Origin of the sequence: Streptomyces sp. NPDC004732 (assembly GCF_040609235.1) — a bacterium.
GTDB lineage: Bacteria > Actinomycetota > Actinomycetes > Streptomycetales > Streptomycetaceae > Streptomyces.
The window spans coordinates 1-25,225 of sequence record NZ_JBEXJR010000013.1 but is presented as its reverse complement, the minus strand read 5'-3'; the positions used below and the strand labels follow the sequence as shown (position 1 = coordinate 25,225).

22 protein-coding genes and 1 pseudogene are annotated in these 25,225 nt (G+C 71.8%); 12 read left to right on the top strand and 11 right to left on the bottom strand.

Annotated features, from left to right (window positions below):
* The first annotated feature begins 12 nt into the window (after nt 1–12).
* The 4 genes and pseudogenes from ABZV77_RS33585 to menC all read left to right on the top strand — a co-directional run bounded on the left by ABZV77_RS33585 (nt 13) and on the right by menC (nt 4,249).
* A pseudogene (locus ABZV77_RS33585) lies at nt 13–1,033 on the top strand (membrane dipeptidase).
* A 221-nt stretch (nt 1,034–1,254) separates the two neighbouring features.
* Complete coding sequence (locus ABZV77_RS33580; RefSeq protein WP_356265535.1) at nt 1,255–2,337, top strand: M20 family metallopeptidase; 1,083 nt, start codon at nt 1,255–1,257, stop codon at nt 2,335–2,337.
* A gap of 32 nt (nt 2,338–2,369) precedes the next feature.
* Nucleotides 2,370–3,140, top strand: a complete 771-nt coding sequence (locus tag ABZV77_RS33575) for a GNAT family N-acetyltransferase (RefSeq protein ID WP_356265532.1) — start codon at nt 2,370–2,372, stop codon at nt 3,138–3,140.
* A 41-nt stretch (nt 3,141–3,181) separates the two neighbouring features.
* The gene (gene menC / locus ABZV77_RS33570; protein WP_356265529.1) at nt 3,182–4,249 is read left to right on the top strand and encodes an o-succinylbenzoate synthase; all 1,068 of its coding nucleotides are present in this window, start codon (nt 3,182–3,184) and stop codon (nt 4,247–4,249) included.
* A 28-nt stretch (nt 4,250–4,277) separates the two neighbouring features.
* Here the strand turns inward: menC and ABZV77_RS33565 are convergent, their stop codons facing one another.
* Nucleotides 4,278–5,456 carry an acyl-CoA dehydrogenase family protein gene (locus ABZV77_RS33565; protein ID WP_356265265.1) on the bottom strand — a complete coding sequence of 393 codons (1,179 nt, stop codon included), beginning with the start codon at nt 5,454–5,456 and terminating at the stop codon, nt 4,278–4,280.
* Nucleotides 5,457–5,902: 446 nt separating this feature from the next.
* Between ABZV77_RS33565 and ABZV77_RS33560 the strand changes: the two genes are divergently transcribed.
* The gene (locus ABZV77_RS33560; protein ID WP_356265262.1) at nt 5,903–6,559 is read left to right on the top strand and encodes a M23 family metallopeptidase; all 657 of its coding nucleotides are present in this window, start codon (nt 5,903–5,905) and stop codon (nt 6,557–6,559) included.
* Nucleotides 6,560–6,579: 20 nt separating this feature from the next.
* Here the strand turns inward: ABZV77_RS33560 and ABZV77_RS33555 are convergent, their stop codons facing one another.
* Together ABZV77_RS33555 and ABZV77_RS33550 are read right to left on the bottom strand one after the other, a co-directional pair.
* Nucleotides 6,580–7,401: a phosphoenolpyruvate hydrolase family protein gene (locus tag ABZV77_RS33555; RefSeq protein WP_055563863.1), complete on the bottom strand. Its 822-nt coding sequence runs from the start codon at nt 7,399–7,401 to the stop codon at nt 6,580–6,582.
* 22 nt (nt 7,402–7,423) lie between these two features.
* Nucleotides 7,424–8,677, bottom strand: a complete 1,254-nt coding sequence (locus tag ABZV77_RS33550) for a Tm-1-like ATP-binding domain-containing protein (RefSeq protein WP_356265259.1) — start codon at nt 8,675–8,677, stop codon at nt 7,424–7,426.
* Nucleotides 8,678–8,787: 110 nt separating this feature from the next.
* Between ABZV77_RS33550 and ABZV77_RS33545 the strand changes: the two genes are divergently transcribed.
* The 3 genes from ABZV77_RS33545 (at nt 8,788) to ABZV77_RS33535 (ending at nt 13,001) form a co-directional block, all read left to right on the top strand.
* The gene (locus ABZV77_RS33545) at nt 8,788–10,242 is read left to right on the top strand and encodes a PLP-dependent aminotransferase family protein (RefSeq protein ID WP_356265256.1); all 1,455 of its coding nucleotides are present in this window, start codon (nt 8,788–8,790) and stop codon (nt 10,240–10,242) included.
* Between the two features lie 61 nt (nt 10,243–10,303).
* Nucleotides 10,304–12,088 (top strand): ankyrin repeat domain-containing protein, encoded by a 1,785-nt coding sequence (locus tag ABZV77_RS33540; protein ID WP_356265254.1) that lies wholly within the window; start codon nt 10,304–10,306, stop codon nt 12,086–12,088.
* A gap of 34 nt (nt 12,089–12,122) precedes the next feature.
* The gene (locus ABZV77_RS33535) at nt 12,123–13,001 is read left to right on the top strand and encodes an AraC family transcriptional regulator (protein ID WP_356265252.1); all 879 of its coding nucleotides are present in this window, start codon (nt 12,123–12,125) and stop codon (nt 12,999–13,001) included.
* Between the two features lie 31 nt (nt 13,002–13,032).
* Here ABZV77_RS33535 and ABZV77_RS33530 read toward each other — a convergent pair whose 3' ends face one another.
* Both ABZV77_RS33530 and ABZV77_RS33525 read right to left on the bottom strand, forming a co-directional pair.
* Nucleotides 13,033–13,818 carry a hypothetical protein gene (locus ABZV77_RS33530; RefSeq protein ID WP_356265250.1) on the bottom strand — a complete coding sequence of 262 codons (786 nt, stop codon included), beginning with the start codon at nt 13,816–13,818 and terminating at the stop codon, nt 13,033–13,035.
* A gap of 123 nt (nt 13,819–13,941) precedes the next feature.
* A complete protein-coding gene (locus tag ABZV77_RS33525) occupies nt 13,942–14,271 on the bottom strand; it encodes a cupin domain-containing protein (RefSeq protein ID WP_356265248.1) in 330 nt (109 codons plus the stop codon).
* Nucleotides 14,272–14,341: 70 nt separating this feature from the next.
* On the opposite strand from ABZV77_RS33525, the gene ABZV77_RS33520 reads away from it, so the two are divergent.
* From ABZV77_RS33520 to ABZV77_RS33505, 4 genes are all read left to right on the top strand, one after another.
* Nucleotides 14,342–15,307 (top strand): helix-turn-helix domain-containing protein, encoded by a 966-nt coding sequence (locus ABZV77_RS33520; protein WP_356265245.1) that lies wholly within the window; start codon nt 14,342–14,344, stop codon nt 15,305–15,307.
* Nucleotides 15,308–15,481: 174 nt separating this feature from the next.
* Nucleotides 15,482–15,901, top strand: coding sequence for an STAS domain-containing protein (locus tag ABZV77_RS33515; RefSeq protein WP_356265242.1), 420 nt, complete (start codon nt 15,482–15,484; stop codon nt 15,899–15,901).
* A gap of 249 nt (nt 15,902–16,150) precedes the next feature.
* Nucleotides 16,151–16,927: a DUF1206 domain-containing protein gene (locus tag ABZV77_RS33510; protein WP_356265240.1), complete on the top strand. Its 777-nt coding sequence runs from the start codon at nt 16,151–16,153 to the stop codon at nt 16,925–16,927.
* A gap of 147 nt (nt 16,928–17,074) precedes the next feature.
* Complete coding sequence (locus tag ABZV77_RS33505; RefSeq protein WP_356265528.1) at nt 17,075–17,677, top strand: TetR family transcriptional regulator; 603 nt, start codon at nt 17,075–17,077, stop codon at nt 17,675–17,677.
* A 55-nt stretch (nt 17,678–17,732) separates the two neighbouring features.
* Here ABZV77_RS33505 and ABZV77_RS33500 read toward each other — a convergent pair whose 3' ends face one another.
* The 6 genes from ABZV77_RS33500 to secD all read right to left on the bottom strand — a co-directional run bounded on the left by ABZV77_RS33500 (nt 17,733) and on the right by secD (nt 25,028).
* Complete coding sequence (locus ABZV77_RS33500) at nt 17,733–18,281, bottom strand: tellurite resistance TerB family protein (RefSeq protein ID WP_356265237.1); 549 nt, start codon at nt 18,279–18,281, stop codon at nt 17,733–17,735.
* 44 nt (nt 18,282–18,325) lie between these two features.
* Nucleotides 18,326–19,705 carry a C4-dicarboxylate transporter DctA gene (dctA, locus tag ABZV77_RS33495; protein WP_356265235.1) on the bottom strand — a complete coding sequence of 460 codons (1,380 nt, stop codon included), beginning with the start codon at nt 19,703–19,705 and terminating at the stop codon, nt 18,326–18,328.
* Between the two features lie 79 nt (nt 19,706–19,784).
* The gene (locus tag ABZV77_RS33490) at nt 19,785–20,840 is read right to left on the bottom strand and encodes a tartrate dehydrogenase (RefSeq protein WP_356265232.1); all 1,056 of its coding nucleotides are present in this window, start codon (nt 20,838–20,840) and stop codon (nt 19,785–19,787) included.
* An 82-nt stretch (nt 20,841–20,922) separates the two neighbouring features.
* On the bottom strand, nt 20,923–21,825 hold the full coding sequence (locus tag ABZV77_RS33485; RefSeq protein WP_356265229.1) for a LysR family transcriptional regulator: 903 nt from the start codon (nt 21,823–21,825) through the stop codon (nt 20,923–20,925).
* An 80-nt stretch (nt 21,826–21,905) separates the two neighbouring features.
* Entirely contained in the window at nt 21,906–22,595 is a 690-nt protein-coding gene (locus ABZV77_RS33480; protein WP_356265226.1) for a PepSY domain-containing protein, read from the bottom strand.
* A 66-nt stretch (nt 22,596–22,661) separates the two neighbouring features.
* The gene (secD, locus tag ABZV77_RS33475) at nt 22,662–25,028 is read right to left on the bottom strand and encodes a protein translocase subunit SecD (RefSeq protein ID WP_356265224.1); all 2,367 of its coding nucleotides are present in this window, start codon (nt 25,026–25,028) and stop codon (nt 22,662–22,664) included.
* Nucleotides 25,029–25,225: the final 197 nt, after the last annotated feature.

The window sequence follows — 25,225 nt, the reverse complement described above, 5'->3', positions numbered from 1 at the left end:
AGGACCCGCACCGTGCCCCAGGACCTCCACTCCCATGCCGTCGTCGCCGACGCGCACAACGACCTCCTGATGGCGGTGACCGCCCGGCCGCCGGAGCGCTGGGCGGGCTTCTTCCGTGAGCGCTGGCTGCCCCAGCTGCGCGAGGGCGGCATCGGCATCCAGGTGCTTCCCGTCTTCATCGACGACCAGTACCGCCCGGAAGGCGCACTCCGGCAGACCCTGCGCATGATCGAGTGCGCCCACGTCCTCGCCGAGGGCAACGCCGACCACGTCGCCCTGTGCCGCGACGGGGAGGAGATCGACGCCGCCCTGGCCTCGGGCCGGATCGCCCTGGTCCTCGCGTTGGAGAGTGCGCCCGGGGTCGACGCGCACGTGGAACTGTTCTCCACCCTCTTCCGGCTCGGCGTGCGGATCGCCTCCATAGCGCACTGGGGCCGTACGCCGCTCGCGGACGGCAGCTGCGAGGACGCCAGGCAGCAGGCTGACGATCCCCGGTGTCCGGGCACTGCGGGAGATGGAGCGCCTCGGCATGCTCTTCGACGTCTCCCACCTCGGGGCGAGCGGCGTCTCCCACGTCCTGGAGATCGCGACCCGCCCGCTCATCGCCACCCATTCGTGCGCCCGGGCGCTGCGCGACCACCACCGCAACCTGTCCGACGAACACCTGCGCGGCATCGCTGCCACGGGCGGGGTGATCTGCGTGAACTTCATTCCGGACTTCCTCACCGACGACCGGGACAAGGTGAGCGTCGAGCGGATCGTCGACCACATCGAGCACATCGCCTCCGTCACCGGGACCGACCACGTCGGAATCGGCGCCGACTTCATCCAGGAGGTCATGGCCGACCTGACCCCGCCGTGCTGCGAGTCGCTGGGTGACGAGGACCCGTTCCTCGACTTCCCCGGGCTCGAAGGTCCTGCGGGCATGCCGCTGGTCACCGGCGCGCTCCTCGACCGCGGACTGGCCGAGGACGACATCTGCAAGATCCTGGGCGGCAATCTGAAGCGGGTCATGGGCTCACACATGGGCTGACAGGGGCGGAGGCGGAGGAGCCCGGGGAAGGCTGCCTGCGCCCTCTGCGCTCTCTGCGCCCTCTTCGTCCTTCGGTACGAATTCCCGTCCGACACGGGTGATCCACGTACCAACTCTGCTCCTGGCGGCTTGCCTAGCGTGGTGGTCATCCCACCACCTGGAGGACTCCCCCCGTGCAGGCCGACCACGTTTCCCACCCGGCGCCGCCGCCCCTCGGCGCCATGCTCGACGACCTCGAAGAACTCGTGTCCTGCGAGTCCTACTCCGCCGATCACGCGGCCGTGGCCCGCTCCGCCACGGTCGTCGCGGAGCAGGGCAGCAGGCTGCTCGGCGCCCGGCCGCGGACGCTGGTGACCGGCGGAGTGACCCATCTGCAGTGGAGCTTCGGGACACCGCGCGTCCTGCTCCTCGGCCACCACGACACGGTCTGGCCCATCGGCACCCTCAAGACCCATCCGTTCTCGGTACGGGAGGGCGTCGCGCGCGGCCCCGGCATCTTCGACATGAAGGCGGGGCTGGTGCAGATGTTCCACGCCCTGTCCCTGCTGCCCTCCCTCGACGGCGTCTGCGTCCTGGTCACCGGTGACGAGGAGGTCGGCTCCGACACCTCCCGCACGCTCATCGAGGAGACGGCGCGCGCCTGCCGGGCCGCCCTCGTCCTGGAGGCCTCCGCGACCGGCGGCGCCCTCAAGACCGCCCGCAAGGGCGTGTCCCACTACGAGATCACGGCCCACGGCCGGGCCGCCCACTCCGGTCTCGACCCCGAGAAGGGCGTCAACGCCGCCACGGAACTGGCCCACCACCTCCTCGCCCTGCGCGGCATCACCGACACGGTGACCGCCCGCACCGGCCCGGGGACGACGATCACCCCGACGGTGATGTCGGCCGGTACGACCACCAACACGGTCCCGGCCCTCGCCCGGCTCAGCATCGACGCACGCGTGCCCACCCCGGCGGCCCAGACAGCGGTCGACGACCTCCTCAAGGGCCTCGTGCCGCACCACCCCGAAGCCCGCCTTGAGGTGTCCGGAGGCCCCAACCGGCCGCCCCTGGACGCCGAGGCCTCACAGAGCCTGTTCGCGCTGGCCGCCGACATCGCCGAGCGCACGGGACTCGGCCCGCTCCAGCAGACGGCAGTGGGTGGCGCGTCCGACGGCAACTACACGGCGGGGGTCGGCTGTCCGACGCTCGACGGCCTCGGTGCCGTCGGCGACGGAGCCCACGCCGACCACGAGCACGTCATCACCGCCGACATGCCGCCCCGCACCCAGCTCCTCGCCCACCTCGTCGGAGCGCTGCTGTGAGCCACCACCTCGACATCCGCGAGCTCCACACCATGGAGGAGTTCGAGACCGTCTGCCGTCTCTACGCCGACATCTGGGGCACCGGGCCGAGCACGGGCCCGATCTCCGCCGAGGTCATGCGCGCACTGGCCCATGCGGGCAACTACGTCGGCGGCGCGTACGAGAACGGGCAGCTGAAGGGCGCCACCGTCGCGTTCTTCGGCGAGCCCGCGGGCACCACCCTGCACTCCCATATCACGGGCGCCGCCATGGGCCGCGGCATCGGCCTCGCCCTCAAACTGCACCAGCGCCAATGGGCCCTGGACCGCGGTCTGAAGCGCATCACCTGGACCTACGACCCCCTCATACGCCGCAACGCCCACTTCAACCTCACCAAACTCGGGGCGCGACCGGAGGAATACCTGCAGTCCTTCTACGGCGCCATGGACGACGCCATCAACGGCGGCGACGAATCGGACCGGGTCCTGACCGCCTGGGACCTGTCGGCCCCGCGGCCGGAGGCGGCGCACGACGGCATCCCGCTGCCCGCGGGCGCCGCACACGCCGTGCGCGACCACGAAGGCCTGCCCCGACTCGGCCCCACCGACGCCGAGTTCGTCCTCATCGACCTGCCGGACGACATCGAGGCGCTGCGCCGCACCGACACCGCGGCCGCCCGCGCCTGGCGGGTCGCCGTCCGGGAGACCCTCGGCGGCCTGCTCGCCGAGGGAGCCCGTGTCCTCGGCCTCCACGACCGGCGCGGCTATGTCGTCCAGCGCGTCCCCGCCACCCCCGCACACCTGCCCACCGGGAGCAACCAGTGACCAAGACGAAGATCTCCGGCATCGAACTGCGCCGCATCGCGATGCCGCTCGTCGCGCCGTTCCGCACCTCCTTCGGCGTCGAGACCAGCCGCGACGTCCTGCTCGTACGTGTCGTCACCGCCGACGGGGAGGGCTGGGCCGAGTGTGCGGCCATGTCCGAGCCCCGCTACTGCAGTGAGTACGTCGACGGGGCCCAGGACGTCCTGCGCAAGTTCCTCATCCCCGCGCTGCCCAAGGACGGCGTGGACGCGGCCGCCGTGGGCCGGGCCCTCGAGCCGTTCACGGGCCACCACATGGCGAAGTCCGCCCTGGAGAGCGCGGTGCTCGACGCCCAGCTCCGGGCCACGGGCGAGTCGTTCGGCTCCTACCTCGGCGCCGCGCGCGACCGCGTCCCGTGCGGTGTCTCGGTGGGCATCATGGACTCGGTCCCGCAGCTCCTCGACGCGGTCGAGGGGTACGTCGCCGAGGGCTATGTCCGCATCAAGCTGAAGATAGAGCCGGGCTGGGACGTGGAGCCCGTGCGCGCGGTGCGCGAACGCTTCGGGGACGACCTGCTGCTACAGGTCGACGCGAACGCCGCGTACACCCTCGTCGATGCCCAGCACCTCGCCAAACTCGACGCCTTCGGCCTCCTGCTGATCGAACAGCCCCTCGCCAACGACGACATGGTGCAGCACGCGCAGCTCGCCAAGCTGCTGCGCACCCCGATCTGTCTGGACGAGTCGATCGAGTCCGCGGCCCACGCGGCCGCCGCCATCTCGCTCGGTGCCTGCTCCATCATCAACGTCAAACCGGCCCGGGTCGGCGGCTACCTGGAGGCCCGCCGCATCCACGACATCGCGCGCGCCCACGGCATCCCCGTCTGGTGCGGCGGCATGCTGGAGACCGGCATCGGCCGCGCCGCCAACGTCGCGCTCGCGGCGCTGCCCGGGTTCACGCTGCCCGGCGACACCTCCGGTTCGAGCCGCTACTTCGCCACCGACATCACCGAGCCGTTCGTCCTCGCGGACGGCCATCTCGAAGTCCCCACCGGCCCGGGCCTCGGAACGGAGCCGCTGCCGGACGTCCTCGACGAGGTGACGACGACCACGGAATGGATCGCCCTCTAGGCCCAGGTCAACGGTCACCACTCACCAGTCACCAATCACTGGTCTGGGTGTCGAACATGTTGTAGCCGAGCGTCGACTTGCCCACGTACTCCAGGCACTGCTCAGGACCCGCGGGCGTCACCGAACACAGTGACGCCTCGCGCAGCAGCCGCTCCAGGGGGCCGGGGCCGCGCAGCGCGTCGGCGCCGCAGATGCGGACGGCCCCCAGGGCGAGCCTGGGGGCGAGTTCCGCGATGCAGTACTTCGCCGCGTGGACCGCAGTGTGCGCCTCCAGGCTCCCCTTCTCCTCGTCGACCAGCCGGGCGGCGGCGTGGACCAGCGCCCGCGCGGCCCTGAGGTCGACCGCGAGTCGGCCGACGTCCGCCTGGCGGGCGGGCGAGGAGCGGCGGCGCTCGTCGCCCCGCAGGAGGCGGACCGTCAGCCGGAGGATGGATTCGGCGATGCCCAGATACGCGCCCAGGCAGCCGGACACCGTCCAGTGCGGCTCCCTGACCAGTTTGAACAGGGAGAGCCCCTCCGCACCGAGGAAGAGCCGCTGCCGCGGGACGACGACGTCGCTCAGCGTCATGGTCGCGGTCCGGGTGCCGCGCAGTGCGGCGGCGTCCCAAGGGTCGCCGAAGGAGACCCCCGGGTCGTCCTTGGACACCACGAAATGCGACACCTCGTCGGCGATCGCGGCGCCTTCTTCGCGGGCCGCGATCACATAGTGATCGGCGATACCTGCAGGTGACACCGAGGACTTGGTGCCTTTCAGGATGTAGCTGTCACCGGCACGGCGATAGGTGGTGTGGATATGGCGAATTCTGGCCCCGCTGCCCGTCTCGGCCGTGGCCGAGGTGAACATGCGGCCGCGCTCCACAACTTCGCGGAAGATCCAGGTGCGGAACCGGTCGGCGGCGGCGGGGAGTTCGGAACCGGCCGTTTCGCACAGGGATCCGATGGCCATGTAATGCATGTTCAATCCGAGGGCGGTCGCCCCGTCCCCGACGGCCAGCGTCTCCAAGATCTTGGTGTAGTCGAGGAACGACAGTCCCTCGCCGCCGGACTCCCGCGGAACCAGGAGCGTCAGGAGTCCCGCCTCCCGCACCGCCCGGTAGCCGAGGTCCGGGGCGGCCCGGCCGCTGTCGATCTCGGCCGAGCCGCGCCGGAGTTCGTCCGCCGCCTCGCGGACCCGGTCGAGGAGGACCGTGGTGTCCGCAGCGTCCATGATGTGAATCCGGCCCTTTCAGAAAGACACGGAAAGGCTCAGAAAGGCCGGGGAACTCCGTGCTTGGACGAGTTCCACCCTGAATCCAGTGAGCGATCCATCGTTGGCCAACCCCTTTGATGTGCGCGGAAATGACGAAGCCCCGGCGGCGACGGTTGATGCCGACCCGGACGACCGGGCCGCCTCAAATTCCTCACATGCCGTCACGCTTCACGTGAGGAATCTGAGCGCCCCGTGAATACGGCCGCGAATGACCGCCCTTTCCTTGCACGGTCAGTATCGTCCCGACGTTCCGAAGGCGTCCAATATCAGTTCGTACTGAGCACTAGTCCGGTCAGTTATGGAGGGCGGCCCGCCCCGCGGAGCAGGCGGCGCGGGCGGGCCCGTGTCCACCGGATGGCGCAGTCGACGTGCGGTCCCCCGCCCGTGACTGTCTGCTGACTGAGATGGGCTACCACATAGACAGCCCGCGTGAAGCGGGCACCACACGACGTGACGTACTGGGCATGGCCGCGGTGCTGCTGGCAGGCGGCGCGCTCTCCGCGGGGGCAGCCGCACCGGCGGCCGACGAGGAGCTCGACGACTCCTGCGCGGCCACCTACGACGCCGAGTTCGAGTCGGCGCTGGCCGACGGCGACGCGGAGTTCCCCGAGACCCCCGAGGATGAGGAGCGCGGTCTCGCCGCCGGTCCCCGCCGGTTCACCCTGCCGCTGCGCCGCCGTTTCCGGGTCACCGCCCGGTACGGGGTGCGCGGCAACTGGCTCGCGGGCCACCACACCGGCATCGACCTCGCGGTCCCCCGGGGCACCCCCGTGTACGCGGTGGGCGGCGGGGTGGTGGTGCTGGCCCGCTGGTCGGGGGCGTACGGCAACGCCGTCACCGTACGGATGCCGGACGGGCACTACGCGGTGTACGGGCACCTCTCCCGCATCCGGGTGCGCAAGGGTGCCCGCATCCGTGCCGGGACGCGGCTCGGGAGCAGCGGCAGCACGGGGCGTGCCACCGGACCCCACCTCCACCTGGAGATCCGGGCCCGGCGCCACTACGGCTCGGACGTCAGCCCCTACCGCTACCTGGCTCGGCGGGGCGCTCGGCTCTGGTAACACTTCCGGCCGCCGGGGCTTCAGGACCGCAGGGACTTGAAGGCCCGCGTCTGCTCGACGATGGCCCGCTCTGTGGGCAGTCGTTCGATCGACGAGGCGCCGAAGAACCCGACGATGCCGGTGGTGTGCTCCAGCACGTACCGCGCGTCCTCGGGCTCGGCGATGGGGCCGCCGTGGCAGAGGACGAGGGCGTCCGGGTTGACCCGCTTGGCGGCGTCGTGCATCTCCTGCACGGCGGCCGCCGCCCGGTCGAGGGTCATCGCGGTGCCCGCGCCGATGGATCCCTTCGTGGTGAGGCCGACGTGCGGGACGAGGATGTCGGCGCCCGCCCTTGCCATCTCGGCGGCCTGCTCGGGGTCGAAGACGTAGGGCGCGGTGAGCAGGTCGCGTTCGTGGGCGGCGCGGACCATGTCGATCTCCAGGCCGTATCCCATGCCGGTCTCTTCGAGGTTGACCCGGAACGTGCCGTCGTAGAGCCCGACGGTGGGGAAGTTCTGCACGCCGGTGAAGCCCATGGCCTTCAGCTGGTCGAGGAAGAGGTCCATGCGGCGGAACGGGTCGGTGCCGCACACGCCCGCGAGGACCGGGGTGTCGCGGACGACCGGCAGGACCTCACGCGCCATGTCCACGACGATCTCGTTCGCGTCGCCGTACGGCAGGAGTCCGGCCAGGGAGCCGCGGCCCGCCATCCGGTAGCGCCCGGAGTTGTAGATGATGAGCAGGTCGACGCCGCCCTCTTCCGCGCACTTGGCGGACAGGCCGGTGCCCGCGCCCGCGCCGATCACGGGCTGTCCCGCGGCGACCTGGGCGTGCAGCCTGGCGAGTGCTTCCTTGCGGTTCATGGGGTACTCCTCGAAGAGCGGATCAGCGGGCTGCCTGTGAGGCGGCGCGTTCGCCGATCATTTGGTGCAGACGGTCGGCCATGGTGACGGCGAAGGACGCGTCGTTGATGTGGGCGTCGACCTCGTGCAGGCGGACACCGCTGCCGCACACGGTGGCGCGCAGGGCGTCGAGGCCCGTCCTGTCGGCGACCGGGTCGGCGAACGGTGCATCCGTCATGTCCACCGCCGAGAGGCCGCGCAGGGGCCAGTAGAGCTCGGCGGGCCCGCGGGCCGCGGCGAGCTTGTGGCCGAGCATGGCGCCGAGGGCCGCCATCTCGCGGGCGGTCGTCCGCATCAGGGTGACCGTCGGGTTGTGGACCAGGAACCGCCGTCCGGCGAAGCGCTCGGGAACGCTCTCCGCGGGGCCGAAGTTGACCATGTCGAGGGCGCCGGGCGCGACGACCTGGGGGATGGCGGCGGCGCCCGCCGCGGTGAGCCGGTCGGGGCCCGCGCTGAGCACTCCCCCGACGAGTTCGTCGGCGAGTTCGGTGGTGGTCAGGTCGAGGACGCCGTCAAGGAGGCCGTCGGCGGCGAGCTTCTCCACGGCACGGCCACCGGCGCCCGTGGCGTGGAAGACCAGGACCTCGTAGCCCAGTTCGGCGAGGCGGGCACGGGCCGCGTCGACGGCGGGCGTGGTCACGCCGAACATGGTGGCGGCGACAACCTTGCGCCGCGGGCCCGCGAGCTCCTCGTAGCTGCGCTCCTGGCGGCGGGCCATCCCGGCCGCGGCGGCCGCGGCGTTGCCGAGGATGTGGCTCGAGACGGAGTTGATGCCGGAGATGTCGACGACGCTGTACATCATCGTGAGGTCGCTGCTGTCGACGTACGGTGCCACGTCGCCGCCCGCCATGGTGCTGACCAGGACCTTCGGCACGCCGATGGGCAGGGCCCGCATGGCCTGCGCGGCGATGGCCGAGCCGCCGCTGCCCGCCGCCGCGAGCACCGCGTGCAGCTTGCCCTGATGGTGCAGGTCGAGCACGACCCTGGTCAGTCCGTCGGCCATGGCGGCGACGGCCGCGCCACGGTCCCCGGCCGCGCGCAGCGCCGCCAGGTCGTGTCCTGCGGCCCGCGCCACCACGTCGGCCGGGATGTCGGCCGCGGGGGCGTGGGCGGGCGGCGGCAGGACTCCGATGTCGACCAGCAGGACGTCGCTGCCGTACTCACGGAGCCGCTCGCGCAACCACGCGTACTCCTCGCCCTTGGTGTCCAGTGTTCCGACGAGGACCACCGTCGCCATGTACTTCACACTCCTTCAGGTGCTCGGTGCTGTTGATCCTGCGACCGGTCCTCAAGCGAGACAACGGCCAGTGGGGCCCGATTGGCCTGCGCATGGGCGAAGATGAGGGTATGGCGAAGATCCCGACGGCCCGTTTGTCGCGGCTGCTCACCGGCTGGTCATCGGAGGGTACGACTCCGCTTCCGCGTCGACTAGCGGACGCTCTGCGGGAACTGGCGGAGCGGGCGGACGTGACTCCCGGCTCGACCCTGCCCTCACAGCGCGAGCTGGCCGGTGTGCTGGGGGTGAGCCGCTCCACGGTCACCGCCGCCTACAGCCTCCTGGAGGAGGAGGGCTGGCTGGAGAGCCGCCGCGGCAGCGGTTCACGGCTGCGCGGCTCGGGGGCCCTGGAGCAACAGGGGGGCGAGGAGCGGCACGGGGGCGAGGGGCGCCTCGCCAGTTTCGACGCGCGGATGAGCGGCGCCGACCTGTCGAGCGGCGCGCTGGACGGGCTGGGGGCGGTGGGCGACGCGGTCGGTGCGCTGTCGGGCGACGACCTCGCCCCGCTGCTGCGGGCCGACGGCTATCTGACGCACGGGCTGCCGGAGCTGCGCGAGGGCATCGCGGCGTACTACCGCGGAGCCGGGCTGCCCACCGAACCGGACCAGATCCTGGTCACGGCAGGATCGCAGCAGGCCGTGTGGCTGGTCGCGCAGGCGCTGGTCGACCCGGGCGACACGGTCGTGGTGGAGAACCCCACGTACCGGGGCGCCCTGGAGGCGCTGCGGTCGCGCGGCGCGCGGCTCGTGCCGGTCGGCGGGGACCGTCCAGGGGCCGGTGGCGCGGGCTCCGACGCGGCGGCCCTGCGACGCCTCGGCGCGAAGGTGCGGCCGCGGCTCGTCTACCTCCAGCCCGCCGTGCACAATCCGACGGGCCGCAGTCTGGACGGGGCGGCGCTGCGGGCGTGGGCCTCGGCGCTGGGCGAGCGCGAGCTGTTCACCGTCGAGGACACCGCCTGCGCCGAGCTCGGCCTGGCCAACGACGGGGCCCCTGTGCCGCTGACGGCCCGGCTCCCGGAGGCGTCCACGATCACGGTGGGGACGCTGTCGAAGCTGTTCTGGGGCGGGCTGCGGGTGGGCTGGGTGCGGTCGTCGCCGCACATCGTGGCGCGCCTCGCGAAGATCAAGACGTCGGTGGACCTGTCGTGTTCGGTCGTGGACCAGCTGGTGGCGGTGCGGCTGCTGGCCGGGCTGCCGCAGGCGCGGACCACTCGCCGGGCGGCGCTGCGCGCGCAACTGGCGGGCGCGGAGAAGCTGTTGCGTTCGCGGGCCCCGCACTGGGAGTGGGACCGTCCGGCCGGTGGCCCCGCGCTGTGGGTGCGGGTGCCTGGCGTCGACACGGAGGCGCTTGCGCAGTTGGCGCGGCGCCAGGGCGTGGCCGTGGTGCCGGGGTCCGCGTTCTCCGCGGTGGACGGGTTCCGTGACCGGCTGCGGCTGCCGTACGCACACGGCGTCGACATGCTGGAACGGGCGCTGCCGACCCTCCTCGACTGTGCGAAGCGGAGCCGGGTGGCCACCGGAGGCTGATCCTCCGTCACCGGCGCTCCGGGCACGGTCCGTTGTCAGACCCTGCTGACAGCATGCGGGCATGGGATTCTTTGACGACCTGGTGTATTCGCCCGACGAGCCGCGCGAGGGACCTTACGAGGAGTTGTTCGAGGAACCGGCCGCGCGGCGCAGCGAGGCGATCCGGCTGGGTCCGCCGGGTGCGGACACGGCCCGCGAGCGCCCGCCGCTCGACTGGTTCGTGCCCGCGCCGGTGCCGCAGCTCGCGGTGGCCGGGGGCGGGCCCACCGCGAAGGTCCTGCTGACCGGCTGGTCCGTGTGGCCGGATTCGGTCACGCTGCACCTGGCCGTGCACCGGACAGCCCACTGGCAGAACGAGGGCGAGGGCAGGCAGTCGGGGCTGCGGGTGGGGCTCGTGCTGGGCGACGGGCGGCGGGTGACCTCGCTCGACGCGGACCGGGACGCGTACGCGCCGGTGGTAGGCCCGGCGGCGTCCCACGCCGCCGCCTTCTCCGGACGGCCGACCGGGCTGATCCCACTGGACCCCGGCGGGATGCGCGACTCGCTGTTCAGGACCGACGTCGACCTCTATCTGACGGAGCTGCCCCCGCCCGGCGAGGCGCGGCTGGTGGTGGAGTGGCCGGACGAGGACATCCCCGAGACCAGCACGCCGGTCGACGCCGACACCCTGCGGGCCGCGGCTGCGCGCGCCGTCGAGGTGTGGCCCGGCCTGCCGACGCCGCCCGCCACAGGTACGGATTCCTTTCTCGTCTTCACCCGGCTCGGCGGGCCGCCCGGCTTCCTGGCCCGGCCGATGTCGGGGCGCGAGCGCGGCCTGCTGCGCGAGCGGGAGAAGGCTCGGGTGCGGTACGTGCCGCGGGGCGACTGGGCAGGCATGGGTTACGAGGACTGGAGCGACGCGGCGCTGATCCGGGCCCGGCTGGACGGCGGCGCACCGGTCGACGCGCCCGTCTGGTCGGGCGCCACCCCGCTGCACCTGACGGCCGAGCGGGGCGACGCGGAGTCCTTGGGCCTGCTGCTCCCGCACGTCATACAGGTCGACGTGCCCGACGACGAGGGGCATACCGCGCTGTGGCACGCCGCCTGCCGGGGCAACGAGGACAGTGTCCGTGCGCTGATCCGGGCCGGAGCGGACGTCTGGACCCCGCAGACCGGCCCCTGGTCGCCGGGGCGGCTGCTGCTGACGACGCCGCTCGCCACGGTCGTCGAAGACCTGCCGGGTGCGGTGCCGCTGCCGGACGAGGAGCTGGCGGCCTTCCGCGCCGCCGACGCGCTCATCGCGGCCTTCGACGACCAGGACGCGTGGACGGAGGGGCTCGGGATCGCCTTCGTCCGCGATCTCGACGCGGCCGAGGTCGTCCGGCGGCTGGGCTCCGATCCCGCTCTCTGCCCCGAAGTCCCCCCGGAGCAGGCCCCGTTCGACGAGGAGGACTACGACACGTCCCTCCGCTTCGTCGCGGTGACCGATCTGCCGGGCAGCCCCGGCGGCTGCGTCATCACGCAGGACGGGTACATGCCGGGCGACGACGCGGTGCTGCGCGTGATATCGGCCCACACCACCGCCTACGGGATGTACTTCAACCCCAAGGGCGGCACCCACGGCACGCTGGCGAGGGACGGCCGCTGCATGGAGCATGAGGAGATCGGCCTCTCCCCCGACGCGTCGGACCCGGCCGCGTACTGGCACTTCCGCTTCTGGCAGGCCGGTTCCGGTGTCCCGTTCGACGCGCTCGACCTCGCCTACGCCTGCGCGGCCGCCGGACTCCGCATCACCGACGGCCGCCCGGCCCTCGACGACACGCTGCCGCGGCGCTGGGTGGAACTGCCCCCGGAGCTCGTGCGCTGACCATGATGAGCACGGAGAAGGAAGGGGACCGCGCGTGCTGGAGCGGCTCAACCAGGCCATGGAGTACATCGAGCGCCACCTCGGCGACACCGTCGACGTGGCGGAGGCGGCCCGCGTTGCCGCCACCTCCGAGTACCACCTGCGCCGGATGTTCTCCGCGCTCGCGGGCATGCCCCTGTCGGAGTATGTGCGGCGCAGACGGCTGACCCTCGCGGGGGCGGAGGTGCTGGCAGGGCGCGACACGCTGCTGGAGATCGCGGTCCGCCATGGGTACGGGTCGGGCGAGGCGTTCGCGCGGGCGTTCCGTTCCCTGCACGGCGTCGGGCCCGGCGAGGCCCGGCGCACCGGAGCCACGCTCAGCTCCCAGTCCCGGATGACCTTCCGGCTCACCGTCGAAGGGAGCAGCGACATGCGCTATCGCGTGGTGGACAAGCCCGCCTTCACGGTCGTCGGCCCCAAGGCCCGGGTGCCGCTGGTGCACTCGGGACCGAACCGAGCGATCATCGACTTCGTCCGCGGGATCGCGCCGGAGGACCTGGAGCGGCTGGAGAAGCTGTCGGACCAGGAGCCGCGGGGCATCCTCGCCGTCTGCGACGACCTGGACCCGAGCCGCGCCGAGGGCACCGAACTCGACTACTACCAAGGGGTGATCACGTCCGCGGACGCCCCGGCGGGCGCGAGCGTGCTGCCCGTACCCGCCGGGACGTGGGCGGTCTTCACGGCGTCGGGTCCCGCGCCGGAGGCCATTCAGAACCTGTGGCGGGACGTGTTCACGGAGTGGTTCCCCTCGAACCCCTACCGCGGCCGCCCAGGGCCCGAGGTCCTGCGCATGCGCCCGTCGCCGGACAAGTCGTCGGCGGAGACGGAGGCGGACGCCGAACTGTGGCTCCCGGTGGAGCGGGACCAGGGCTGATTCCGGGGCTGGCCCGCTCCCTTCGCGGGGCTCAGCCCGCCGACGCGGTGGAGACGAAGCCGCGGGTGACGTGGGTGCCCGCGCCGTCGTTCTCCGCGCGGTAGCCGGACTCGCCCACGCAGTCGCTGTACTCGTAGTTGGCCCTTGCGGTGCCGCTCAGGCCGCCTGCGTCGCCGGACGTGGGCCCGCCGAAGACGACGTCGGACCTGGGCATCTCGGCGCAGCTCGGGATGCCCGCGTAGTACTCCACGAAGCCGCCCTGGGAGCCGCGGAGGTTCCCGCTGCCCGCCGGAAGCGTGTATGTGCCGAGGTGCGTTGCCTTGCCGGTGACCGTGTCCCGCGCGGTGCCGGTCCAGGTGTCGGTTCCGGTCCGCTCGACCTTGATGTCGTAGCGGTGGCCGTAGACGCCGTCGAAGTCGACCGCGCAGGTCACGCCCGGCCCCCCGTCGGCTCCTTCGTGGCACAGCGGGTCGTTGGTCGTCGAACCCGCGACGAAGTTGGAGAAGCGTGCGGAGAGGCGCTCGCTGCCACCGCTGTTCGCGCGGGGCTGCAGGCCGGTGTAGCCCACGTCCGCGGCGTTGGTGAAGCCGAACTGCTGGGCGAAGTAGATGCCGCTCTGGTGGGCGGTGGCCTTGTTGACCGTCATGGGGAAGGTGATGTCGCGCAGGCCGTCCGTGGGGGTGCCGGGGATGGACCAGCTGACCGACACGTTTCCGCCGCCTACGGCCGCGGTGGCCGGACCGGGCATGGCCACCAGCAGTCCGGCGACGGCCGCCGCGACCGCGCCGCTTCGGCGCCAGGATCTGAGTGCAGACATGTGCTGTTCCTCCTCGGTGGGGGGGGTGAAGAACAGTGCGGGCGCGTTCACAGTGTCGCGCCCGCGCCCCGCGCCACCGCCATGGACAATCGCGGCACGGCCTTGGACTCTTGCCGCCCTCCGCTACCCCTCCGGGTAGAAGACGAAGAGCGTGCATCCTGCGGTCGTCTGCGGGATGTGCGAGGAGCCCGCGGGCGCGTGGATGAACGAGCCCGCCGGATAGTCCCGTTCGCCGTCGTTGAACACGCCGGAGACCACGTAGACCTCCTCGGGCCCGGGTTCGTGCACGTCGATCCCCTCCCAGCGGGAGTTCGGGTCCATCTCCAGGACGTGCGCCTGCGCACCGTCGTCGCCCGTCCACAGGGGGCGCAGCCGGATGCCGGGGAAGAGTTCGCGGGTGGGGGCGTCGTGCACGGCCGCCCATACGTAGCCGGTGTTCTGTTCCGTCGTCATGGTCCCAGCCTCCCCGGCGGTGATCGTCCCGCCGAGTGTCAGAAAAGTCATGCTGATGTACTTTCCTGCCATGCATCGTGTCGTCGCGCTCGTCCACGCTCCCCAGTCGACCTTCGAACTCGCTTGTGCGGCGGAGGTGTTCGGCATCGAGCGGCCCGGCATCGGGCGGCGGTACGTGTTCGGCGTGTGCGCGGAGCGCCCGGGGCCGGTGGCGACGCGCGCCGGGTACGACATGCTCGTGACCGACGGCCTGGACGCGCTCGGCCGCGCCGACACGGTGATCGTCCCGGGCTGGCTGCCCACCACGGAGGCCCCCTCCCCCGCCCTGGTGCAGGCACTGCAACGCGCGCACGGCCGCGGGGCGCGGATGCTCAGCATCTGCTCGGGCGCCTTCGTGCTCGCGCACGCGGGGCTCCTCGACGGGCGCCGTGCGACCACGCACTGGGCCCTCGCGGACGAACTGGCCGCCCGCTTCCCGGCCGTGCGGCTCGACCCCGACGTGCTGTACGTGGATCACGGGGACGTGGCCACCAGTGCCGGTTCCGGCGCGGGCATCGATCTGTGTCTGCACGTGGTCCGGGCCGACCAGGGCGCCGGGTACGCCGCGCAGGTGGCGCGGAACATGGTGATGCCGCCGCACCGCGAGGGCGGTCAGTTGCAGTACGCGGCGCCCGCGCACCCCGCCCAGTTCGACGGTTCACTCGCGCCGCTCCTCGCGTGGGCCTCGGAGCATCTCGACGACCCGGTCGGCGTCGACGACCTGGCGGCACGCGCGGGCGTCTCCGCCCGGACCCTCGCGCGGCGCTTCGCCGACCAGCTCGGCGTCAGCCCAGGTCAGTGGCTGCTCGCCCAACGCATCGGGGCCGCACGCCAGTTGCTGGAGTCCACCGACCTCCCACTGGACGCGGTGGCCCGCCGCGCCGGGCTCTCCTCGGCGACCAATCTCCGCAGGCGTTTCCTGCGCGCCCTGGGGACGACGCCGGGCGCCTACCGCCGGGCCTTCCGCACAGCCCCTCAGGCGGACAAACCTCTGTGATTACTGTGCGTAATCAATGAGTTGACGCTTCATCAGCTCCGCTTTTCGACCAATCACATCACCGTACGAGGGTACGAATGGCTCTGAGCGGGAACGATTGACACATGACTTCGGTGCCGCCCAGGACCCCGGTGGCGTCCGGCGCCGGTCTTCGTACGCCGCGCCACCAACATTTTGATTACTCTCCGTGAAGGGAAGAAGACACTGCTGGACTGGGAAACGGGCACCGCCGACTTCACCTTCGGCCTGCAGCACCGCGTGGTGAACGGCACCGATGTCCTTGCGTTTTGGGGTGAACTGGACGCCTGGGCCGACCAGGAGCTCGCCCCCCGTGTCATGGCACTTCTGGACCATGCGGGCCCTCGGGTCGTCGCGGACCTCCGGGAGGTGACCTTCATGGACGCCGGCGGCCTGCGGCTGCTCGTCCGCATCCGGAAAAGGGTCACCCCCGGCCGCGGCACCTTATGGCTGGTGCCCGGCAGCGCGCGCAACCGGCGCCTGCTGCGCATCACATCACTCGACAAGGCGTTCACGATTCCGGCAAGCATGCCGGTCCCGTGCACACGAACCGGCACCCGGAGCGGGTTCCGCTGACGCGGCCCCACGACCGGGACCCGGGGCGCGTCGATTCCCCTTGAATCGGCGCGTAAGTGCATGAAAGGCGCCATCACTGCCTATGTGGGAGCAGGAAGCGGCTCGCATGAGGCAGGGCGCCCGGGGCATTCGGTAGTCATGCGTCTCCCCTCCATGCGCCTCCCTTCCGTGCGTCTCCCTTCCGCGCGCCTCACCTCGGCCACCGCGCGCGGTAAAGGCTCGGCGCGGCGCGCAGCCAAGGGACGCGGCGTGGCCGCGGTGGCGCGCGCCGGATTCATCGGGCGTGGCGTCCTGTACCTGCTCATCGGGGCGCTGGCCCTGCGCATCGCCTTCTCCGACGGCGACGGCCGCCAGGCGGACCGTGGCGGCGCGCTGGCCGAGCTGGCGGACCGGCCGTTCGGGCACGTACTGCTGTGGCTGCTCGGCGGCGCCCTGGCGGGCATGGCGCTGTGGCGGCTCTCCGAGGTCTTCTTCGGACAGGCGGGACCGGACGGCGACGCCGCCGGCAAGCGGGCCCTCGCGGGCGTGCGCTGTCTCTTCTACGGCTTCGTGTCGTACTCCGTCATCGCCTACGCCGCCGGGGACCAGGGCAGCGGCAGCGGCTCCAGCGACCGGCAGACACAGGACGCGACGGCGAAGGTGCTCGACTGGCCCGGTGGACAGTGGATCGTCGCGGCCGCGGGCGCCGGAGTGCTCGGGGCGGGGCTCTGGATCGCGGGCCGTGCTCTCCTGCGGAAGTTCCGCGACCGGCTGCGCGTCTCCGAGATGCCGCGGCAGATGCGCCGGGCGACCGACGTCGTCGGCATCACCGGCGGGACGGCACGCGGCGTGGTCTTCGGCGCCGCGGGCGGCTTCGCCATCACCGCGGCCCTGCGCCACAAGCCGGGCGAGGCCAAGGGCATGGACAACACCCTGCGCTCCTTCGCGGACACCGGCGCGGGCCCCTGGCTGCTCGCGCTGATCGCCGTCGGCCTCGTGGCCTTCGGGCTCTTCTCGTGGGCGAGCGCACGCTGGCGCAAGCTCTGACCTGCGACTGCCGGGAACTCCGGCCGACCCGGCAGAGGGCGGCATTCCTCGCCGTCCGCGGCACGGGATGCCGCCCTGCCCCTGAGTGACGAAGAGGGCATGCGAACGCCCGAGATGTACGATGAACCGGTGACTTCCCACCCCCGAATGAGCCTGGCCGAGCGCAAGCGCCGCCTCGTCTCGGACGAACTGACCGAGTCCGCACTGCAGTTGCTGGCGCTGAAGGGGTACGACGCGGTCACCATCGACGAGATCGTGGCCACCGCCGGAGTGTCCCGGCGCACGTTCTTCCGGTACTTCGCGTCCAAGGAGGACGTGGTCATCCAGTTCCTGGCCGACATGGGCACCGGCATGCGCGCGGAGCTGGCGGAGCGTCCCGCCGATGAACCGCACTCGACAGCGCTGCACAACGCCGTCAAGGTCCCGCTCGCCATCTGCTCCGACCGATCCGACCACTCCGAGCGCGCGCTGAGCGTGGTGCAGCTGATCCTGCGGACGCCCGCTCTGCTGGCCCGCTTCCTCGAGCGGCAGGCGCAGTGGCGCGGCGATCTGACAGAGGAGATGGGCCGACGCACGGGGCTCGACCCCGAGGCCGATCTGTACCCACGGCTGGCCGCGGGGATGGCCCTGACCGCGTTCGACGCCGTGCTGCAGCGGTGGAGCGGCAGCAACGGCACCGAGGACCCGGCCGAACTGCTCGACCGGGCCTTCGACGTGATCACCCCGGCCCTGGACGCCGTCCGGGCATAACCCCTTCGGGGCGCAGCCCCTTCAGCGGGCCGGGGCGGTGGTGCCCGTCACCCGCTCAGAGACCGAACTCCTGCGGCGACACGTTCAGCGCCGCGCACGCTTCCCGCAGGACCTGCTCCTCCGCCGGGGCGATGTACCCGTCGGCGCCCGCGACGACGAAGCCGGTCTGCACGACCGCCTTAGCCTCCACCGGCTTCTTCGCCGCCTTGGCGATCTCCTGCATGACCTCGGCCTTGCCCTGCTGGAAGTTGAGCGCCAGCTGGTCGACGTGCTTGTTGAACCGCTGGCGCAGCTGGTCCGGCGGGAAGTTCTGCAACACGTCGTTCTGCACGATCAGGGACTCCACGTGCTGGCGCTCGGCCGGGTCGACCGTGCCGTCCGCCGCCGCGACCAGGGCGCACATGGCCATGCTGGCGTCCCGGTAGGCACCGCTCTTGAGCTCCGTCTTGAGGGAGGCCAGCTGGGTCTTGAGCACGCCCACGAGCTGAGTCTTCGATCCCCCGCCGGAGCCCGAACCCGGTCGCCCGTGGCCGCCGGAGCTCCGCGCCCCCTGCGACTGCTGCAGACCCTTCGCCTGGTCCTTGATCCGGTCCCACATCGCCATCCGTGCCACCTCGACTGCCTAGCTCGTCCACGCGCTTGTGCGCGTCACTCCGCCAACGCCTTCCCTGCCGTCGAAGTTCCGTGGTCGGCCGGGCCGTTCGACGGCTCGGGACGTCCGGTGCGCAGGACCCTGTTCACGCGTGCGGTGTCGAGGACGCGTTCCCAGCGGGCGACGACGAGCGTGGCCACGCTGTTCCCCGCGAGGTTCGTCAGGGCCCGGCACTCGGACATGAACTTGTCGATGCCGAAGATGAGCATGATCCCCGCGGCGGGGACGGTGCCGACGGTGGAGAGCGTGGCCGCCAGGGCGATGAACCCGGCGCCCGTGACGCCGCCTGACCCCTTGGACGTCAGGATCATGACGGCGAGCAGTCCGAGCTGCTGTCCGAGGGTGAGCGGGGTGTCGGTGGCCTGGGCGATGTAGACGGCGGCCAGGGAGAGGTAGATCGAGCTGCCGTCGAGGTTGAAGGAGTAGCCGGTCGGCACGGTCAGGCCGACGATGTCCCTGCGCACGCCGAGCCCTTCGAGCTTGACCATCACCCGCGGCAGCACGCTCTCGGAGGACGATGTGCCGAGGACGATCAGGAACTCCTCGCGCAGGTGGTGCAGCAGCCGGAAGATGTTGATCCGCAGCAGGGCGAGGACGCCGCCCAGGACGACCACGACGAAGAACAGCGACGTGCCGTAGAAGAGGCCGATGAGTCGGCCGAGGCTGGTGAGGGTCGAGACGCCGTACTTGCCGATGGTGTAGGCCATGGCGCCGAACGCGCCGACGGGGGCGGCGAGCATGACGTAGTGGAGGATCTTGAAGACGACCGCGCTCAGCCGGTTGATGCCGTCGACGAGGGGCGCGCCCACCGGGCCCACGGCTTTCAGCGCGACGCCGAACAGGACGGCGAAGAAGATGACTTGGAGGATGTTCCCCTCGGCGAACGCCCCGACCGCGCTGGAGGGCACGATGTCGGTGAGGAAATGCCACCAGCTCTGGCCCTCGCCGTCCTTGACGTACTGCGCGGCGTCGCCGGAGAGCCGCAGGTCACCGGGGTGGGCGTGGACACCGGCGCCGGGCTGGAAGAGATTGACCGCGAGCAGTCCCACGGCGAGTGCGACCAGGGTTCCCGCCTGGAAGTAGAGCAGGGATTTCAGGCCCACCCTGCCGACCCGGCGGAGGCTGTCGACACCGCCGATGCCCGCGACGATCGTCAGGAAGACGATCGGGGTGATCAGCATTTTGATCGCGTTGACGAAGGTGGTGCCGACCGGTTCCAGGGCGACGCCCACGGACGGCCGGAGCCAGCCGGTCAGGATGCCCGCGACGATCGCGGTCAGGACCCAGAAGTACAGCTGCTTGTACCAGGGTTTGGCGGGCTCGGACGGTGGTGCGGCCGACGGTGTGCCGACCGTGGTGGACGCGGTTGCTGCCATGGCGTGTCTCCTCGCCGGGGAACGTGGACGCGGCCGGGACGCGGCGGCCCGTCCGTCGCCGCCCGGGCCTTGCGCGGTGTCAGAGCAGTTCGAGGAGCTTCTCGGTGAACTCGGTGGTGGTGCTCTCGCCGCCGAGGTCCGGGGTGCGCACGTCGGTCTTGGCGAGCACCGCGGCGATGGCGGCCGTGATCTCGTCGGCCGCCGCACGGTGTCCGAGGTGGTCGAGCATCATCGCGGCCGACCAGATCGCGCCGAGGGGGTTGGCGATGCCGCGGCCCGCGATGTCGGGGGCGGAGCCGTGCACCGGCTCGAACATCGAGGGGAATTCGCGCTCCGGATTGAGGTTGGCGGCCGGGGCGATGCCGATGGAACCGGCCACGGCGGCGGCCAGGTCGCTGAGGATGTCACCGAAGAGGTTGGAGGCGACCACGACGTCGAAGCGGGCCGGGTCGAGGACGAACTTCGCGGCCAGCGCGTCGATGTGCTCCTGGTCCCACGCCACCCGCGGATGGTCCGCGCCCCGCTCGGCGACCAGCTCGTCCCAGAACGGCATGGTGTGCACGATGCCGTTCGACTTGGTGGCCGAGGTGAGCCTGCCGCCGCGCCGCTCGGCCAGCTCGAAGGCGTAGTCGAGGACGCGGGTGACCCCGGCGCGGGTGAACACGGCCTCCTGGACGGCCATTTCCTCTGGGAAGCCCCGGTTCAGACGGCCGCCGATCTCGCTGTACTCGCCCTCGACGTTCTCCCGCACGACGACGAAGTCGACATCCCCGGGCGCGGCGGCCCGCAGGGGGCTCTCGACTCCCTCGAAGACGCGGATCGGCCGCACATTGACGTACTGGCGAAAGCCCCGCCTGATCGGGATCAGCAGCCCCCACAGCGAGACGTGGTCGGGCACGCCCGGGTAGCCGACCGCGCCCAGCAGGATGGCGTCCTTGTCCCGCAGCAGGTCGAGCCCGTTCTCGGGCATCATCGCGCCCTCACGGGCATAGCGCTCGCAGGACCAGTCGTACGTCGTGTAGGAGCAGTCGAAGCCGTGGCGGGCGCCGACGGCGTCGACGACCCGCTGTGCGGGGGGCAGCACTTCGGCCCCGATGCCGTCACCGGGAATGAGTGCGATGTGGTGGTGGGTCATGCCCTGATTGCAGCAATCGGGGCGTTCGACCGTCCAAGACACTCTGCCGATCTGCCTTATAGGGCAGGCCTATGAGTGCCGTTCATGAGGGCAGCGTCCCGCCCTGCCCGACGGCGGCGAGTCCGCAGGCCAGGAACGTCCGGGCGGCCGGTGACTGCTCGGCCCTGCGGCTCACCAGCGCGATCCGGAGCGTCGTCCTCGGCTCGATGTCCAGGACCAGCGCACCGGCCCGCTCGGCGGTCGTGCGCCAGGATTCGGTGACGACGGCGAGCCCGACCCCCGCGAGCACCAGCGGCAGGATCGCCACCCGGTGTTCGGTCTCCGCCGCGATCGTGAAGTCGATCCCCCGCTCGCGCAGCCCGTCGACGTACGCGCGCATTCCGGTGCCCCGCTGCCCGACGATCAGCCGTTGGCCCGCCAGCTCCTCACGGGCGACCGGGCGGCCCGCAGGGAAGGGTCCGTCGGACGGGGTGACCAGGACGAATCGCTGCTCGCCCGCGTCGTGCGAGACCACCTCCTTGTCGGCCACGGGGCCGGACGACGCGAGGAGGCCGAGCTCGGCGGCGCCGGTGCGCACCATGTCGATGACGTCGCGCGAGGTGAACGCCGCCCGGATGTTCACCGACACCCCGGGATAGCGGTCGCTGAAACCGCGGACCATCGTGGTCAGCGGCTCCACCGCCTGGGAGGGCATGGCGGCGATGTCGAGGCGCCCCTCGCGCAGTTCGTGCACCGCGGCGACGCTGGCGCGGGCCGTTTCCAGGCTGCGTACGGCCGCCCGCGCGGGCTCGATCAGCGCCGTACCCGCCTCGGTGAGCACGGCCCGGCGGCCGATGCGGTGGAACAGGCTGCTGCCGAGGTCCCGCTCCAGGGCCCGCACCGCCTGGGACAGCGACGGCTGTGAGAGGTAGAGGGCCGACGCCGCCCGGTTGAAACCCCCGTGATCGACGATCGCGAGGAAGTACTCCAGCTGACGAACATCCATGCACCCATCCTCGCGCCGGTGTCACCGCCACACCGCCACACCGCCACCAGGTCGGCATACGCGCCCTTCGCCGGTCGGGGTCAGTCCCGGTCGACGTGCTCCCGGAGGATCTTGCGGTTGGTCGCGTCGATGTCGAAGGTCGTCTTGTTCCAGTCGTCGGTCGTGACGACGTCGACGGACCACAGCACCATGGCGCCCTTGTCGGAGTCGTCGAGCTCCACAGAGGTGACCGTGCCCTTGGTCTTGTCCGTGGCGGTCTGCGCGGCCTGCTGCGGCGTCACGGTCGCCTTCTTCAGCAGGTCGGCAAGCTCGCGCTTGTCGTCCTGGTCCTGGTCCGTGTCGGCCTGTGCCTGACCCGCCTTGCCGGTGACCGCGTCGACATGGACGGTGTGGGCCGCGCCGTCCGCGGTCGCCACCTCGGCTTCCCAGCTCGGCTTGTCCGGCGTGCCCTCCAGCTCGACGGAGACCGGCTTCGACTTGTCGACCGTCGCCACCGCGGCGTCCAGGGCCTTGTCGTAGCCGACCTTGGCCTTGGGGACGAGCGCCTGCCGCTCCCGCTGGTCGTCCGTGAGGGTGGCCCCGTCGGTCGGGGAGGGCGACGCCGCCCGTCCGGCCGTGGACGCGTCGGTCTTCGCGGCGTCGTCGTCGCCCTCGCTGCCGCAGCCGGTGAGCAGAGCTCCGGCCGCGGCAGCGACACAGATCAGGCCCGCGCCTCGCGCGACCGTGCGGCGTCCACGCCTGGCAACACTGTCATTCCTTTTTGTGACCATATGGCCACGTTAGGCGACATGCCCATGCGGCACCCGAGGAGACACGTCGACGACCGCGCACGGCCCTCACACGACCGCCCCGGTTCCCCGCTCCCTCCTCCGACGCGCCTCCAGCGGGCTGTATCCGTCGGCCGCCTCACCCGGGCCACCGGAACCACCTGACCGGCCCGACCGTCCCGGCCTCGAAGGCGGCGGCGCCGGATTCCGGCGTTCGAGCGCGACGGCGATCGGGACGGCTGTGAAGACGGTCGAGGCCATGCCGATGAGGACCCCGGCGATCAGCGCGAGCGAGAAGTCCGCGAGCGAGTCGCCGCCGAGCACCGCCAGGGCGGTCAGGATGAACAGCGCGCCCATGCCCGTGTTCACCGTCCGTGGCAGCGTCTGGACGACGGCGTGGTTGGCGGTGGCCGCCAGGTCGCCGCGCGGATCCCGGCGGCGTACTTCGCGCACACGGTCGAAGACGACCACCGTGTCGTTGACCGAGTAGCCGATCACCGTGAGCAGGGCGGCGAGGAAGACGCTGTCGACGGGCTTGCCGAGCCAGGCGAACAGGCCCACCACGAGCAGTACGTCATGGACCATTGCCGACACGGCCGCCGCCGCGAGGGTCCAGCGGAAGCGCACGCTCAGATAGATCAGCTGGGCGGCGACGGCGATGCCGAGGGCGATGAGCGCCTTCTGGCGCAGCTCGTTGCCGAGGCTCGGCCCGATCATCTCGTCGCGCTCGACGGTGACCGTGCCGCCGGGCCGCTCCAGGGCCGACTTGACCCGCTGCTGTTCGGCGTCGGTCAGCCGTTCCGTGCGTACGGTGATGTCGCCGTCCCCCGACTCCTGCACCACCGCGCGCGGGAAGCCCGCGTCGGACACGGCGCCGCGGGCGGTGTCGGCGTCGACGGGCCTGCTGGTGCTGTACTCGACGAGGCGGCCGCCGGTGAACTCGACACCGAACTCCAGGCCGCGCAGCGCGATGCCCGCGACGGCCACGGCGACCAGGACGGCGCTGGCGCCGAGCCAGCGGCGCCGTTGGCGCCGGTGGCCCACCAGGTTCGGCTTGCGGCGGGCCAGCCAGGCGCGGACGCGGCCCGTGGAGGCGATGCCCGTCAGGGCGGGCCTCTTGCGTACGAACCCGCGGCCCACGGCGAAGTCGGCGAGGACGCGGGTGATGACCAGCGCGGTGACCATCGACGCGAGGACGCCGATGGACAGGGTGACGCCGAATCCCTTGACAGGACCGGTGGCGAAGAAGAACAGCAGTCCGGCGGCGAGCAGCGTCGTCACGTTCGAGTCGACGACCGCGCTCCACGCCTTCGCGAAGCCCGTGCGGACGGGCTTGGCCAGGTCCGTGGACCGGACGCCGAGGTATTCCTCCCGTGCGCGTTCGAAGACGAGCACGTTGGCGTCGACGGCCATGCCGATGGCCAGGACGAACCCGGCGAGTCCGGGCAGGGTGAGCGTCGCGCCGAGTGCGACCAGGGCGGCGTACGAGATCAGGCCGTACAGCGCGAGGGCGAGGGCAGCGAGGGCGCCCATGAGCCGGTAGACGACGGTGATGAACAGCGCGGTCAGGGCGATGCCGATGAGAGCGGCCGTGGTGCTGGCCTCGATGGCGTCGGCGCCGAGCGTCGGGCCGACGGTGCGCTGCTCGACGACGTCGACGGGCACCGGCAGCGCACCGCCCTTGACGAGCGCGGCGAGGTCGCGGGCCTCGGCCTGGTCGAAGTCACCGGTGATCTGTGTGCTGCCGCCGGTGATGCCGGTCTTGCACGCCACACCCTGGTTGACGCCCGGCGCCGAGATGATCTTGCCGTCGAGGGTGATGGCGACGCGCCGTTCGGGGGCGTTCTGCGGCGCGCAGGCCGCGTCGCCGGTGATCCGCGCCCAGGTGTCGCCCGCCTCCTTGCGGAAGTCCAGGGAGACGATCCAGCCCGCGAGGGACTGCTGGTCGAGCGTCGCCGCGGCGTCCTTGACGCCCTGGCCCGTCAGCGCGGTGGGGCCGAGCGTGAGGTAGGCGCCCGGCCGTTCGGGGTCGGGCAGGGTCCGTGAGCCGTCGGCGGCGGGCTTGGCCGTGCCCTTCTCCGCCGACTCCCCCGTCACGGGGTGGACGGTCAGCTGGGCGGTGCGGCCGATGACCTCGGCCGCCTTGCGCGGGTCCTGGACACCGGGGAGTTCGACGATGATGCGCTTCTCGCCGGAGCGTGCGATGCCGGGTTCGGACACGCCGAGCGCGTCGACGCGCTGCCGCAGGACTTCCAGGGCGCGGTCGGTGGACTCGGCGTCCGCCTTGGTGGTGGGTGAGTCCTTGGTCTCCAGGACGATCTGCGTGCCGCCCCGCAGATCGAGACCGAGGCGAGCGGATTGAGTGAGGGCGACGTACACGGAAAGGGCGACGACCGCGAGCGCGACGATCGCCCGCCACAAGGGCGCGCGGGACATGGGTTCTCCACGATGAGGGCAGGCCACGATGAGGGCAGGACGGAAGGACACGTGACCGGGCGCCGCGAACGCGGTGCGCCGGGTCAGGCGTCGGGGAGGGTCTGCGTGCTCATCGGTGGGGCGGGCCGCGCGGGGCCAACTCCGCCACGTACGGCAACATGAGCCCGCAGATGGCCCTCATCCAGGGCTCGCTCAAC

Excerpts from the sequence above, each read along its gene's own strand:
- ABZV77_RS33545 (WP_356265256.1), top strand. The coding sequence starts at position 8,788 with ATGGCGAAGATCCCGACGGCCCGTTTGTCGCGGCTGCTCACCGGCTGG.
- ABZV77_RS33555 (WP_055563863.1), bottom strand. The coding sequence starts at position 7,401 with ATGAACCGCAAGGAAGCACTCGCCAGGCTGCACGCCCAGGTCGCCGCG.
- secD (WP_356265224.1), bottom strand. The coding sequence starts at position 25,028 with ATGTCCCGCGCGCCCTTGTGGCGGGCGATCGTCGCGCTCGCGGTCGTC.
- ABZV77_RS33575 (WP_356265532.1), top strand. The coding sequence starts at position 2,370 with ATGGAGGAGTTCGAGACCGTCTGCCGTCTCTACGCCGACATCTGGGGC.
- ABZV77_RS33485 (WP_356265229.1), bottom strand. The coding sequence starts at position 21,825 with ATGGATGTTCGTCAGCTGGAGTACTTCCTCGCGATCGTCGATCACGGG.
- dctA (WP_356265235.1), bottom strand. The coding sequence starts at position 19,705 with ATGGCAGCAACCGCGTCCACCACGGTCGGCACACCGTCGGCCGCACCA.
- menC (WP_356265529.1), top strand. The coding sequence starts at position 3,182 with ATGCCGCTCGTCGCGCCGTTCCGCACCTCCTTCGGCGTCGAGACCAGC.
- ABZV77_RS33480 (WP_356265226.1), bottom strand. The coding sequence starts at position 22,595 with ATGGTCACAAAAAGGAATGACAGTGTTGCCAGGCGTGGACGCCGCACG.
- ABZV77_RS33565 (WP_356265265.1), bottom strand. The coding sequence starts at position 5,456 with ATGGACGCTGCGGACACCACGGTCCTCCTCGACCGGGTCCGCGAGGCG.
- ABZV77_RS33530 (WP_356265250.1), bottom strand. The coding sequence starts at position 13,818 with ATGTCTGCACTCAGATCCTGGCGCCGAAGCGGCGCGGTCGCGGCGGCC.
- ABZV77_RS33540 (WP_356265254.1), top strand. The coding sequence starts at position 10,304 with ATGGGATTCTTTGACGACCTGGTGTATTCGCCCGACGAGCCGCGCGAG.
- ABZV77_RS33550 (WP_356265259.1), bottom strand. The coding sequence starts at position 8,677 with ATGGCGACGGTGGTCCTCGTCGGAACACTGGACACCAAGGGCGAGGAG.
- ABZV77_RS33490 (WP_356265232.1), bottom strand. The coding sequence starts at position 20,840 with ATGACCCACCACCACATCGCACTCATTCCCGGTGACGGCATCGGGGCC.
- ABZV77_RS33520 (WP_356265245.1), top strand. The coding sequence starts at position 14,342 with ATGCATCGTGTCGTCGCGCTCGTCCACGCTCCCCAGTCGACCTTCGAA.
- ABZV77_RS33500 (WP_356265237.1), bottom strand. The coding sequence starts at position 18,281 with ATGGCGATGTGGGACCGGATCAAGGACCAGGCGAAGGGTCTGCAGCAG.
- ABZV77_RS33505 (WP_356265528.1), top strand. The coding sequence starts at position 17,075 with ATGAGCCTGGCCGAGCGCAAGCGCCGCCTCGTCTCGGACGAACTGACC.
- ABZV77_RS33525 (WP_356265248.1), bottom strand. The coding sequence starts at position 14,271 with ATGACGACGGAACAGAACACCGGCTACGTATGGGCGGCCGTGCACGAC.
- ABZV77_RS33560 (WP_356265262.1), top strand. The coding sequence starts at position 5,903 with ATGGGCTACCACATAGACAGCCCGCGTGAAGCGGGCACCACACGACGT.
- ABZV77_RS33580 (WP_356265535.1), top strand. The coding sequence starts at position 1,255 with ATGCTCGACGACCTCGAAGAACTCGTGTCCTGCGAGTCCTACTCCGCC.